Here is a 12,877-nt window from a genome sequence, read left to right as displayed (position 1 = left end):
AATAGTGTGCGGCGAACCCGCCGCACACGGATGCCGTGTTAGAACGTCTCGTGGTGCTCGTTGCGTGCGATGTCCGCCTGCACCATCATCTGGCACAGCTGTTCGAGGGAGGTTCGCGGTTGCCAGCCGAGCGTGTCGCGCGCCTTGTCCGCGCAGCCGATCAGCAGGTCCACTTCGGCCGGCCGATAGAACTTCGGGTTCACGCGCACGAGCGTCTTGCCGGTTGCGACATTGATGCCGGTCTCGCGCTCGTCCTTGCCCGACCATTCCAACTGGAAGCCGGCCGCCGTGAACGCCATGCGCACGAAATCGCGAACCGTTTCGGTGCGACCGGTCGCGAGCACGAAGGTGTCCGGAGCGTCGGCCTGCAACATGCGCCACATGCCCTCGACGTATTCGAGCGCGAAGCCCCAGTCGCGCTGCGCGCTGAGGTTGCCCAGTTCGAGCACGTCCTGCTTGCCGAGCTTGATCTTCGCGACCGTGTCGGTGATCTTGCGCGTGACGAATTCTCGGCCACGTAGCGGCGATTCGTGATTGAACAGAATGCCGCTGCTCGCGAACAGGTTGTACGACTCGCGATAGTTGATCGTCGACCAGTGCGCGAACAGCTTCGCGATGCCATACGGGCTGCGCGGGTAGAACGGCGTGCTTTCGCGTTGCGGCACCGCCTGCACGAGACCGAACATCTCGGAGGTCGATGCCTGGTAGAAGCGCGTCTTCGGGCTCAGGATACGCAGGCCTTCGAGCAGATTCAGCGCGCCGACACCGGTCACTTCGGCGGTGGTCACCGGCTGGTCGAACGACACGCCGACGAAGCTCTGCGCGGCGAGGTTGTACAACTCGTCGGCCTGCGTGCCGTCGAGCAGACGCAGCGTCGAGCCGAGGTCGGTGAGGTCGTGTTCGACCAGACGCAGATTCGGATGATCGAGCACGCCAAGCTCACGCATGCGCCAGAAGTTGACCGAACTCGTGCGCCGGTAGGTGCCGGTCACGTGATAGCCCTTGTCGAGCAGCAGCTTGGTCAGATAGGCGCCGTCCTGTCCGGATACGCCGGTGATGATCGCTTTGCGTGGTTGGCTCATAGCTTGCCTTCTAGTTTGTGAATGAAAAAAGAACGAAACGCGCGTAAAAGCGGGGCTCAATGTGTTTCGTCAAGCAGTCGCCGCACCAACGGTTCGACGACTCGATAGTCCTGTTCGGCCTTCAGCCGGTACAACTCCGGTTTCGGATGCGCGCCGTCCGACATCAGCGATTTCCAGTCGGGCAGGCCGCTCACATACTCGTATTGATCGACGAGCGGCACCTGCTGTTCGGCGGCCACGCGTCGCGTCATCGCGACCATCGTCGCCAGCATCGCGTTGAGCCGGTTATCGGGCATCGGGTTCGAGGTCTGCAAAACAGGCTGCTTGCCGAGTGCTCGCGCCGTTTGCACAAGCGATGTTTCGGCCGCGTAGAACTGCTCGGGCGTCTGGCTTTGCATCACTTCGTTGATGCCGTAGTTGATCAGCACGATTCGCGCGGACGAGACGGCGAGACGTTCGCGCCACGGCAGGCCCCCCGTCGGTCCCGCGCGGCGATTGCCGGTGCCGTCGCGCAACTGCCAGGCCATCGTGCCGCCGACGCCGTAGTTCGTGACGCGCACGCGCTCGCCGTCATGCGCCTGCAACGCCTGCTGCAGATACGTGACGGCATTGCGCGCTTGCGGGCCGCAGTGGCCATCGCTGCAGGTGATGCCGAGCGTGGTCGAATCGCCGTACGCGTCGATCAGCACTTGCGTCGGCGATGACGTTGGCGGCTCGTCCACGGCCGCGCTCGTTGTCGGCGCGAGTAACGTCAGCGCCGACACGACGCCCAGCACGCGGGCAGCAACAACGGCCAGGTGGTTCATGCGCGGCTTTGCGGTGCTTGCCGCGCAACGCTGGCGCCGGCAGTCGCCGCCGCTCTCGTGCCGCGCGTGGCGAAAATCAGGCGCTTCTCGAACGCGAACCATGTGATGCTCGCGTACACGAGCGTGATCGCTAGCGCGATCACGGCGCTAAGATAGCGATTCAGATGCAGCGGCCACACCACGTACAGCACGCTCAGGTGAATCAGATAGATCGTGTAGCTGATCGTGCCGATATAAACGAGCACGGGGTTGCACAACAGTCGCTTGACGATGCCCTTGCTCTGCAGTGCGATCACCACGATCGACGTGCACAGCACCAGCGACACGCTATAGAGCCCCGCATTCGACAACGGCGTGTTCGCCGCGCGAAAACGCGGGAAGTGCAGATGCAGCCATGCCAGCACCGCGAGGGCGGCGAGCGCGCCGAGCACCGCGAGTCCCTTGTACGGTTCGAGCGCATTTCGATCACGCCGCACGGCCACCGCGAGCAGCGCGCCGGCCGCGAGCAGATCCAGGCGGAACGGCGTCAGGTAATAGATCGGCCAGAACGAATCGAACCACGGCGTCGCAAGCGCGCGCAGCAGCGGCACCAGCACGATCAGCGCCGCCGCCACGCCGCCGAGCAGACGCTCGGGTACGAGCAGGATCACGAACGGCCAGAAGATGTAGAACTGCTCTTCGACCGCGAGCGACCACAGCACGTTGAGGCTTTCGTGACCGCTTTGATTGAGCGCATCGCCGATATTGGTCGCGAAAAACGCGTACCAGTACCAGTGCTGTGCCCACGCGAGGCCGAACAGCACCGACGACACGGCCATCAGCAGCAGGTACGGCGGCAGGATGCGGCGCGCGCGCCGCGCATAGAAATAGCTGAAATACGACTGCTGACGCGACTTGCGATCGAGCAGGATGCCGCTGATGAGAAAGCCGCTCAAAACGAAAAACAGATCGACGCCCATCCATAGCGGCGCTTTCAACGCGTGCTGTGCGAATACCGCTAGCACGGCGATCGCACGCAGACCGTCGAGTTGCACGATGCGGGAATGGGAGGGCGCGAGGGGCAATGCGCTGGCTGTCATGAACCGTCCATGGTGTAAAGCGGATGGGCCGGGCGAAGGGCCGCGCGGTTCGCAACGGATAGCCGGCGAACAGGCGCGCGCTTCGCGTCGCAACTGAAGTGCAATCGATTCTAGGGAAAAGAAAATCGAGAAAAAATCTGTTGGAATGGGTTAATTGAATCAGATTGAAACAGGGTATTTCTTTGGCCATTCCAGAAAGATTTATATGGTTATGTGGCGGGCGCCGGGCAGTCCGCAATAAATGCGTATTGCGTGATCCCACATCGCTACGAACGGAAGATCGCGGCGACGGAGGCGCGCGCGACGCCGCGGCTTTCGTTTTCATCGATTTTTAAATTCATTTCTTTTGCGACGTATAAGCGAACGAATATTTTTGAATTATTTTCGACTTTCGTCATTGCATTTTTTCCGCGTAACTTAGTCGTGCGGACGGCTGCCTTCAGGCGCCGCGCTTCAATCGGTTGCGCTTCGTTTCGCTTTACCACATCACTGATTTTCGCCCCGAGCGGGCACGGGTCCGCGTGCATCGCGTTGACCGGACATCGACTGGAGGTTCCGCCTTGCGCCGCATCACGTTCAAAAGCTGGTTCGCCCTGACAGCCTGCGCCGCCGGCGTCCTCGCCGCAACGGCCGTTCTGCCGGCTCGCGCCGAAACCGCGTTGAACGCGAAGACCTCATGGATCGGCAACAGCTTTGGCTTCGGCGATGGCACATGGACGCAGATCAACATCACCGCGATCGCGGTCACGCCGGACGGCAAGGTCTATACGAACGCGCCGTGGGATGAAAGCGGCGCCGAAGCGAGCGTCTATCAGGACGGCAAGATGCTCGGCTTCGCGGGTGGCACGCATGGCTGGGGCAACGCCGGCGGCAATGCGATCGCGGTCAACCGCAAATATGCGTTCGTCGCGATCGCGGTCGGCAATGAGAAGGGGCACCTGGTCGAGCCGGGCGTATGGCCGGACAAGGGCAAACAATGGTTCGGCATTTCGCGGCGCCTGATCGGCGAGCCGAAGCGCGTGGCACCGTTTCAGCCCGCCGCCAAAAACGCGGACCCGCATGCGCAACTCGCGGCCGGCTTTCTGATGATGAACGAAGTGCCGACCGGCACGAACGCGGAGATCGACGGGCTCGCTGCGAACGACACGACGCTGTTCGCGGCCAATACCGCACGCAATCGCATCGAAGTCTACGATGCCGAGTCGATGCAGCAGAAGGCGACGTGGAGCGTGCACGAGCCTGGACGTCTCGCGCTCGCACCCGACGGCACGCTCTGGGTGCTGAGCGGCACACGCAGCGATCGCGCGCCGGGCATCGAGCATTACACCGCGACCGGTCAGCGCATCGATGAAACCATCACGCTGCCAGCCGACACGGTCGCGGTCGACCTCGCCGTCGATGTGCAAGGCCGCCTGCTGATCGCCGACAACGGTCCGCGCCAGCAGGTGCTGTTCTTCACGAAGCGCGACGGCCGCTACACGGCGTCGGGCACGCTCGGCGAGCGCGGCGGCATTTTCAGCGGCGTCGCGGGCAAGCCGGGACCGTTGCGATTCAACGGCTTGACTGGCGTGGGTGTCGATGCGCGCGGCAACGTGTACGTGTCGACCAATGGCATCGGTCCGCGTTACGAGCCGATCGGCGCGGGCCTCGGCGCGACGCTCGAAAGCTACGCGCCGGACGGCAAGCGCAACTGGCAGGTCGAAGGGCTGCTGTTCGTCGACGGCGCGTGGATCGATCCGGCCCGGCCCGACAGCGTCTATACCGGCAACAAGCGCTTCGAGCTCGATCTGTCGAAGCCGTCGGGGCAGGACTGGAAATACGCGGGATTCCTGTCGAATCGGTTCAAGTACCCGGACGATCCGGTGTTCCATACCGACCAGTATCCGGGCCTGCCGATCGCGCGGCGGTTGAAGGGGCGCACGTTCCTCTATCTGAGCGACATGTATGCGGACCATCTGAAGATCTATCGCTTCGATCCGCAGCACGACGGCGAGAGCGCGATTCCGTCTGGATTTATCGCAGGCCGCGAGCGCGCGGTCACGAAGGTGCCGAATGCGCCGCCGGGCGGTGACTGGATCTGGCGCGACACGAATGGCGATGGCCAGTTCGAGCGCGACGAATACACGCTGAACACGAGCGGCACGAAGCTCGCGGGCGGCTGGGGGTGGTGGGTCGATACGGCCGGCGACATCTGGCGCACCCGGGATACGAAGGGCATCTATCGCTTCCGTTTCGGCGGACTCGATGCGAAGGGCAACCCTGTCTACTCGTACTCGAACCTGGCGCAGTACCCGGTGCCGGCACCGTTCAGCGAACTGCATCGCGCGATCTATGAACCGGACACCGACACGATGTACGTAAGCGGCTATACGGCCGATATGCCGACCGCGCAGGGCTTCTGGAAGGAAGTGGGGCGTGTGCTGGTGCGCTACGACAAGTGGTCGAGCGGCAAGCCGGTGCAGCGTTACGCGATCGACTTGCCGTGGCAGACGCAGAGCAAGCCGATCGCGACGATCATCGGCGTCACCGTCGAAGGGCAATACGTGTTCGGCGTCGAGCCGGTCGGCGCGGTGCACGTGTGGGACAAGGACAGCGGCAAGGAACTCGGCGTGATCCGGCCGGGCCCCGAAGTGGGCCGCGCGTCGGGCTGGGTCGACGTGCCGAACGGCATCAGCGCGACGAAGCGCGCCGATGGCGAGTACCTGGTGTTCGTCGAGGAAGACGCGCGCGGCAAGGTGCTGATGTATCGCTGGAAGCCTTGAGGTGCGTTGGCCTCGCTGACGCAGCCCCGCACGCAATCTAACCGCAAAACCCAAGGGATTCGATGGACAAAGGCATTCTCAGGAACGTAGCGATCAATTTTTTCGGGCTCGTGCTGCCGACGTTCGTGTCGCTCGTGACCGTGCCGGCGTATATCCGGCTGCTCGGCGTCGAGCGCTACGGTGTGATCAGTCTCGTGTGGACGCTGATCGGCTACTTCGGGATTCTCGATCTCGGCATGAGCATGGCCGCGCAGAACCATATTTCGAAGGCGCGCGCGTCGGGCGATCAGCGGGAAAGCGCGCGCGTGTTCTGGAGCGCGACGTGGCTCAATCTGACGACCGGCGTGGTCGGCGGTTTGATCATCTACTTCGGTGCGTTCCTGTACACCGCGTATTTCACGAAGGTGTCGCCCGAGCTGCAGCACGAAGTGTATATGGCGCTGCCGTGGCTCGCGGTCGCGATTCCGATCGCGAACGTGTCGTGGGTGTTCGCGGGCGCGATCAATGGCGCGGAACGCTTCGGCGTCTACAACACGAATCAGACCATCGGCACGTTCCTGTTCCAGCTTCTGCCGCTCGGTGCCGCGTTGTGGCTCGGCGCGACCTTGCAGAATGTACTCGCCGCGGCCGTGGTCGCGCGGATTCTCGCGGCGCTGCTGCTCGGCCGCTACGCGCTGAAAGTGCTTGAGATACGCAGCATTGAACCGCCGCGGCTCGGCGTCTCGAAAGGGCTGTTCAACTTCGGCGGCTGGATGCTGATCGCGAGCGTGACGACGATGGTCGCCGATTCGCTCGATCGCGTGATGCTCGGATCACGCCTCGGCGCGCGTTTCGTCACGTACTACACGGTGCCGCAGAATCTCGTCACGCGTCTGAACATCGTGCCGACCGCGCTGGTGCGCACGCTGTTTCCGCGGCTGTCGGCGGTCGGCCGCGCGGATGCCGACACGATCACGCAGCAGTCGCTCGAATTTCTCAACGGCGTGTTCACGCCGGTCGCGCTCGTTGCGATGCTGGTGCTCGAACCGTTCCTGCATCTGTGGGTCGGCAACGAGATCGCGACGGTCGCGGCGCCCGTCGGCCGCATCATGATCGTTGCCGTGTGGCTCGTCGGCCAGGCGAACGTGACGCGCATCCTGATTCAGTCACAGGTCAATCCAGCCACCGCCGCGCGCATCGGGCTCGTCGAGTTGCCGCTGTTCGCCGGCGCATTGTGGCTCGGGATCACGCATTTCGGGCTGACGGGCGCGGCGGTCGCGGTTTCCGCGCGCGCACTGTTCGACTACGCGGTACTGCTGCATTTCGCGGCGATCCGCGCGCGCCAGATCGTGCTCGACATGCTCGCCCATCTCGCCTTCCTGCTCGCCAGCCTGTGGCTCGCGAGCTTCCTGCCGAGCCTCGCGCTCGCGATCGCCGCTGGCTTGCTGATGGTCGGCGCGAACGTCGCGTGGTCGATCACGATGACGCCCGCCTTGCGCAATCTTGCGCGTTCACTGCTATTGCGACTGAATCCGAGGAAAAGCGCATGAATCACGACGTCCTTGAAAAAAACCTGTTGAGGCCTGCGACGCGCGGCGCGCTCGACGAACTGACGAGCGTGCCAGGCATGCAGCCGGCAGTGCGCCGTACCACGCCGCGCGCGGACAGAAACGTGCGCATTGCGATCGTGCACGATTGGCTCGTCACCTACGCGGGCGCGGAGAAAGTGCTCGAGCAGATCATCGCGTGCTTTCCCGATGCGGACCTGTTCAGCCTCGTGGACTTTCTCGACGATCGCAGCTTCCTGCGCGGCAAGACGGTGACGACGTCGTTCATCCAGAAACTGCCGCTCGCGCGCAGCAAGTACCGCTCGTATCTGCCGCTGATGCCGCTCGCGATCGAACAGCTCGACGTGTCGGCGTACGACGTGGTGATTTCGAGCAGTCACGCGGTCGCCAAGGGCATTCTCACCGGTCCCGACCAGGTGCATATCAGCTACGTGCATTCGCCTATCCGCTATGCGTGGGATTTGCAGCATCAGTATCTGCAGCAGTCGAAGCTGACCAACGGCCCGAAGTCGGCACTCGCCCGGCTGATTCTGCATTACATACGCAACTGGGATATCCGCACGTCGAACTCGGTCGACGGCTTCATCGCGAACTCGGCGTTCATCGCGCGACGCATCAAGAAGGTGTATCAGCGCGACGCGCAAGTGATCTTCCCGCCGGTCGATGTCGACGCGTTCACGCTGTGCACGCAGAAGGAAGACTTTTATCTGACCGCGTCGCGGATGGTGCCGTACAAGAAAATCGATCTGATCGTCGAGGCGTTCGCGCGGATGCCCGAGCGCAAGCTCGTCGTGATCGGCGACGGACCCGACATGGCGAAGATCCGCGCGAAGGCGGGGCCGAACGTCGAGATCATGGGCTATCAGCCGTTCAAGGTGCTGAAGGACCGCATGAGCCGCGCGAAGGCATTCGTGTTCGCGGCCGAAGAGGACTTCGGCATTTCGGTGGTCGAGGCGCAGGCTTGCGGCACGCCGGTGATCGCCTACGGCAAGGGCGGGGCGCTCGAAACCGTGCGCGATCTGTCGGAGCCGAACCCGACCGGCATGTTCTTCGATGAACAGGATGCCGACTCGATCATCGCTGCCGTGAATCGTTTCGACGAGCTTGGGCACCGGTTCCAGCCGGAGCATTGCCGCGGCAACGCCGAGCAGTTTTCGGCCGCGCATTTCCGCGAGCGCTTTTTCGCGCAGGTGCGCGCGGCGGTGCCCGCGCTGCGCGCCGCGACGCTGCCGCCCTATACGCCATATCGGCCGGGCGCGCAGAGCGCAGCGAACGTGCCGCGCATTCTCGCCGTCGATCAGAGCGGCGTGCTCGGCGGCGCCGAGCTGTCGCTGCTCGAAATCGTCAAGGCGCTGCGCTCGCGCATCGAGGTCGTGCTGTTCGACGACGGGCCGTTCAATACCGCGCTCGCGAAGACCGGCGTCGAGGTCTCCGTGCTCGATGCCGGAGTGCTGAAAAACGTGCGCAAGCAGGGCGGTTCGCTGCCGAAAGGTCAGGCATTGAAGGGGCTCATCTCACTCGTGCGTGCCACCGCGAAACGGGCGCGCAATGCGGACGTGATCTACGCGAATACGCAGCGTGCGATGGTGATCGGCGCAGTGGCCGGCAAGCTCGCGAGACGGCCGGTGGTCTGGCATTTGCGCGACATCGTCAGCGCCGAGCATTTCGGCGGCAAGCAGCTCGCGATCATCAAGTGGTGCGCGCGGCTCGGCCTCACGCACGTGATCGCCAATTCGGCAGCGTCGGCGCAGGCGTTCGCGAAGCTCACGCGGTTCGACGGCAAGCGCATCGACGTCGTATTCAATGGGATCGACGCGGAGCCGTTCGACGCGTTGCGCACGGTGCCGCAAGCGGTGCTGCGCGAGCGCCTGAATCTGCCGCGCGACGCGTTCCTCGTCGGCTCGTTCAGCCGCCTTGCGCGTTGGAAGGGACAGCATGTGCTGCTCGAAGCGATGGTGCTCAATCCGCAGATGCATGCGGTGCTGGTCGGCGCGGCGCTGTTCGGCGAGGACCAGTACGAAATGGAACTGCGTGCCTTCGTTGCCGCACACGCGCTGGGCGAGCGGGTGCATTTTCTCGGCTTCCAGCACGATATTGCCGCCTGCATGTGCGCGGTCGACGCGGTCGTGCATACGTCGATCACGCCGGAGCCCTTCGGCCGAGTGATCGTCGAGGGGATGCTCGCGCAGCGGCCGGTCGTGGCGTCGCGCGCGGGCGGCGTGCTCGAAATCATCGAGGACTACGAGAACGGCGTCCTGTGTACGCCGGGCGACGCGCATGCGCTCGCCGATACGCTCGCCGAATTGCGCTCGAACGGCGACTTGCGCGACAAGCTGGTCGAGAACGGCTATCGGACCGCCCAGGAGCGTTTCGGCACGCGCAGCTATGTGGATGGGGTCGCGGGGATTCTGAAGAGTGTGGCGGGGCGGTAGAGCGGGGTTTTTTTTTTGCGCGAGGGTAGACAGGGGCTTGGCCAGTCCTTGCTTGGCGTGACGGGGCGGAAGTCGAATGACCTTCGCTCCGTTTTTTTGCGCGCCGCGCGCGTGGCATCTAACAACCCTCGCGCGGCGACCAGTAGATTACTCGCTCAGAAGGCGCTTCAACTCGTCAAGAAATGAGGCTGTAGTGTGGCCCCACAGATTAGGATCAAACCCTGAACCGTAATCTCTTTCGAACGCAGAATCCAAGTCGGACGGATGTTCATTCATGAACGAATTTATTTCATCAATTATCTCTTTTCGGTATTCCGTTGAACTATCATTTTTATAGCATGAGACAATTTCAGAGATTGTGTTTCCCCAAAGATCAAAATCTTCATTGAAATACGCACCGAAAAGCTCGTACATTCTGGGGTGGCGGTCAGATAACATTTTCCATTCTACGCTCCGTTTTTTGCAAGGGGAGACGAGTGCATTACTCGCTCAGAATGCGCTTGAGTTCCTCAAGAAACGATGCAGTCGTGTGACCCCATAGCTTCGGATTAAAATCATGTCCGTACATTTCATAGAAGGCACTATCTAGGTTTTCGCCGAAGTTCTCTGCCAGCTGGTTAATTTCGTTGATAGCAGACTTGCGCATTTTCGAAGTAATCGCATTCTTATAGATGCCGACGATTTCTTCAATCGAGTCCCCGATATAGTGATAATCCTGATTGAGATATCCGCCAAACAGAATATCGAGATTTGGGTATGAAGGGTTATTTTCTGTGTGGCTCATAATTTGGTTGCATATGACGTAATAATGTAATATGGCATTCCATTATATGTTTCATGCTTCAATACTAGCCGGATTCCATGTAGTCGAATTAACTCCCCTGTTTCCCTAACCACTCCATAGCCAATATCCCGGCCAGCGTTTTCGTTTAAGACTAAATGATAATTTGGCCGAGACCGTGACCAGGATCTGATTTTAATGGAATTAATTCGCACAATTCTCGAAATGGCCAATTCTGCTGTTTTCAGGTCGTAGAAAGAAGATGCGACGTCCATTTTAGGATATTTTCTCAGGCGCGCCCTCAAATACTCCTCTGACATTGCCAATGTGCTCCTTTATTGTATGCCCTCCGAGCCTCGGATTTAGGGCTTTTGCTTCATGCATTTGCAGATTGATCCGGCCCATCGTGACGCTGGCCACGCGCGCAGCCTTGATCGATCCCGCGAATCCAAACGGCACGATCATATCGACTGACAGGCCGATATTATTCGCCATGTCAGGACTGGCCTTCATCGCCTCGGCCAGTTTCGTCGTACCTTGCTGGATCAGCGTGGCGGTATCCCGGCCTGTCCAGATTTGGCGTACACCTGCCGACACCGTATCTGAGCCATGTACGCCGAACACAACACATCCGGCCTTGCTTGCCATCGTCGGTTCCGGAAGCACGCAAAGCGTTGCCGCCCCAACCATTTCCAGTACCCCGCCGACTACCTGCAAGCCGCCCCATAGCCGGTTGGAAAGCATTTCGGCGGGGTTGATAGACTGCCGGGAGAGCACCGCAGCCAGTTGCGGCGCACTGAGTATCACGCGCACTGTGCCCGAATCCTGTTGATACGACATCCTGAATTCCTCCGTAGCGATTGGGGTTGCCACGCTAGCAGGCGAATACGGGGATGTGGAATGGGCGATGGATGATTTTGATGGCCATTTGCGCGCGCGAATCAAACCGCGCATGACGAGCGCCTTTTCGCGGGCGGTCGCAATCGAAACTTCGGGATGCATACCTAAGCCCCCGTCGCGGCACTTGGCCGTTACGGGGTTGACACAGCGCAGGGTGTACTTACGCCTTGAGACTCCCCGACCACTTCATCGCGGGCATTTCGACCAGCCGATAGAAGACATAGGCAGCCGGCACCGCGACCAACATATAACCAAACGACGGCCAGATCGACACCTGCAGCGACGAACGAAACAGCCACGCCGAGAGAAGCACGAAGATCGGCAGATGAATCAGATACAGCGAGAAGCTGAAGTCACCCACGCGGGACAGCAAGCGCGACAGCGCACGCGACCCAGTGCGAAGCAGCGCGAGCACGCCACTCCCTTCGTGTTGCGGGTCATTGGGCACATCGAGCGCCTTGTACAGATAGCACGCGAAGCCAAGCGCCCAGATCTGGAACGCACCGTACTGACCGAAATGAAACGCGACGCAGCCTGCCGCGATCAATCCCGCCGCGAGAACGTACAGCAATGCGGGCGCGCGCGCCTCTCCTGCGTTGCGCGCCCTGACATCGGCGATCCACGCGCCGAGCATCCACGAGAACCAGTACGACGTGAAGAACTGCAGATCATGTCGCTCCAGCCCATACGCGGACGCAACGTTGATCACCGCGACGAGCGCGAGCACGGCATTCATGCCGATGCGCCGCCGCAGCGCGAACAGCAGCGGATAGATCGCATAGAACTGCACTTCGAGCGACAGCGTCCACAGCGCGCCGTTCGAGCCATACGTTTTGCCCGCCACACCCTGCAGTGAAAACAGATTGACCAGAAACGGCTGCCAGCCGATCTCGCGAATCTTGTGACTGACGGGCGGCAATTGCAGGCTCAGCGAATCGAGCGCGAAGGTCAGTACCAGCGCCGCGAGCAGCACCGGATAGATGCGCGCGAAGCGCCGCAGCCAGAAGTTGCCTGCATCGAGCCGGTAAGCGGGATTGCCCGCGAGCCGCAGCGCGCCGCCGCGATGGATGCAGTAGCCGCTGATCACGAAGAACATCGGCACGCCGGCCGAGCCCCATGCGATCGGAAACGTCAGATACGCGGCGAGACTGCCCGGACTCAACGAATGTCCGACGCTCTGATGAAACGCCTGCATGCCGACCCACGCGATCTGGCGGCAATGAAAATAGGCGACCAGCAGCGCGGCGAAACCTCGCATCGCGTCGATCACATGCTCCTTGCCGACGCTATCGATACGCGCGTCGCTGCGAGCGTGCGCCGCGGCCGGGTTTTTCTCGGGGCGCGGCAGCGGGGAGAGGGGCAGGGATGAGCCGGCGGCATCCAGTGCTGGGTCGCTCATACGCGGTCCTTATCTGAAGCGGAAAAGAGAAAAAATCGACGCGGAATCGGCCTTCGAGCGGGCGTCCTTGCGCACCCCGCGACGCATCC

Annotated in this window: 10 protein-coding genes and 1 pseudogene; 3 read left to right on the top strand and 8 right to left on the bottom strand. The window is 61.8% G+C overall.

All coding sequences use genetic code 11. From position 1 onward, the window contains the following. Positions 1-38: 38 nt before the first annotated feature. The 4 genes from gmd to G5S42_RS20940 form a co-directional block, all read right to left on the bottom strand. The gene (gmd, locus tag G5S42_RS20955; RefSeq protein ID WP_176108548.1) at positions 39-1,082 is read right to left on the bottom strand and encodes a GDP-mannose 4,6-dehydratase; all 1,044 of its coding nucleotides are present in this window, start codon (positions 1,080-1,082) and stop codon (positions 39-41) included. 56 nt (positions 1,083-1,138) lie between these two features. Continuing rightward, positions 1,139-1,888 carry an SGNH/GDSL hydrolase family protein gene (locus tag G5S42_RS20950; protein WP_176108547.1) on the bottom strand — a complete coding sequence of 250 codons (750 nt, stop codon included), beginning with the start codon at positions 1,886-1,888 and terminating at the stop codon, positions 1,139-1,141. Next, entirely contained in the window at positions 1,885-2,967 is a 1,083-nt protein-coding gene (locus G5S42_RS20945) for an acyltransferase family protein (protein ID WP_176108546.1), read from the bottom strand. Before G5S42_RS20945 ends, G5S42_RS20950 begins: the two co-directional genes overlap by 4 nt. A gap of 266 nt (positions 2,968-3,233) precedes the next feature. Continuing rightward, positions 3,234-3,494 (bottom strand): hypothetical protein, encoded by a 261-nt coding sequence (locus tag G5S42_RS20940; RefSeq protein WP_176108545.1) that lies wholly within the window; start codon positions 3,492-3,494, stop codon positions 3,234-3,236. Positions 3,495-3,527: 33 nt separating this feature from the next. On the opposite strand from G5S42_RS20940, the gene G5S42_RS20935 reads away from it, so the two are divergent. The 3 genes from G5S42_RS20935 (at position 3,528) to G5S42_RS20925 (ending at position 9,708) form a co-directional block, all read left to right on the top strand. Further along, entirely contained in the window at positions 3,528-5,729 is a 2,202-nt protein-coding gene (locus G5S42_RS20935) for an NHL repeat-containing protein (protein ID WP_176108544.1), read from the top strand. A gap of 62 nt (positions 5,730-5,791) precedes the next feature. Continuing rightward, positions 5,792-7,258 carry a flippase gene (locus G5S42_RS20930; RefSeq protein ID WP_176108543.1) on the top strand — a complete coding sequence of 489 codons (1,467 nt, stop codon included), beginning with the start codon at positions 5,792-5,794 and terminating at the stop codon, positions 7,256-7,258. After that, the gene (locus G5S42_RS20925; protein WP_176108542.1) at positions 7,255-9,708 is read left to right on the top strand and encodes a glycosyltransferase family 4 protein; all 2,454 of its coding nucleotides are present in this window, start codon (positions 7,255-7,257) and stop codon (positions 9,706-9,708) included. Before G5S42_RS20930 ends, G5S42_RS20925 begins: the two co-directional genes overlap by 4 nt. A 147-nt stretch (positions 9,709-9,855) precedes the next feature. On the opposite strand, the gene G5S42_RS20920 is transcribed toward G5S42_RS20925, so the two are convergent. The 4 genes and pseudogenes from G5S42_RS20920 to G5S42_RS20905 all read right to left on the bottom strand — a co-directional run bounded on the left by G5S42_RS20920 (position 9,856) and on the right by G5S42_RS20905 (position 12,788). Beyond that, positions 9,856-10,122: a contact-dependent growth inhibition system immunity protein gene (locus tag G5S42_RS20920; RefSeq protein WP_312883586.1), complete on the bottom strand. Its 267-nt coding sequence runs from the start codon at positions 10,120-10,122 to the stop codon at positions 9,856-9,858. Positions 10,123-10,189: 67 nt separating this feature from the next. Then, complete coding sequence (locus tag G5S42_RS20915; protein ID WP_176108540.1) at positions 10,190-10,492, bottom strand: contact-dependent growth inhibition system immunity protein; 303 nt, start codon at positions 10,490-10,492, stop codon at positions 10,190-10,192. After that, a pseudogene (locus G5S42_RS20910) lies at positions 10,489-11,329 on the bottom strand (RNase A-like domain-containing protein). Before G5S42_RS20910 ends, G5S42_RS20915 begins: the two are co-directional and overlap by 4 nt. 220 nt (positions 11,330-11,549) lie before the next feature. Further along, entirely contained in the window at positions 11,550-12,788 is a 1,239-nt protein-coding gene (locus G5S42_RS20905) for an acyltransferase family protein (RefSeq protein ID WP_176108539.1), read from the bottom strand. Positions 12,789-12,877: the final 89 nt, after the last annotated feature.

Source organism: Paraburkholderia youngii, from assembly GCF_013366925.1.
GTDB classification, from domain to species: Bacteria; Pseudomonadota; Gammaproteobacteria; order Burkholderiales; family Burkholderiaceae; genus Paraburkholderia; species Paraburkholderia youngii.
The sequence above is the reverse complement of the archived record's forward strand: the minus strand, read 5'-3'. Positions and strand labels throughout refer to the sequence as shown.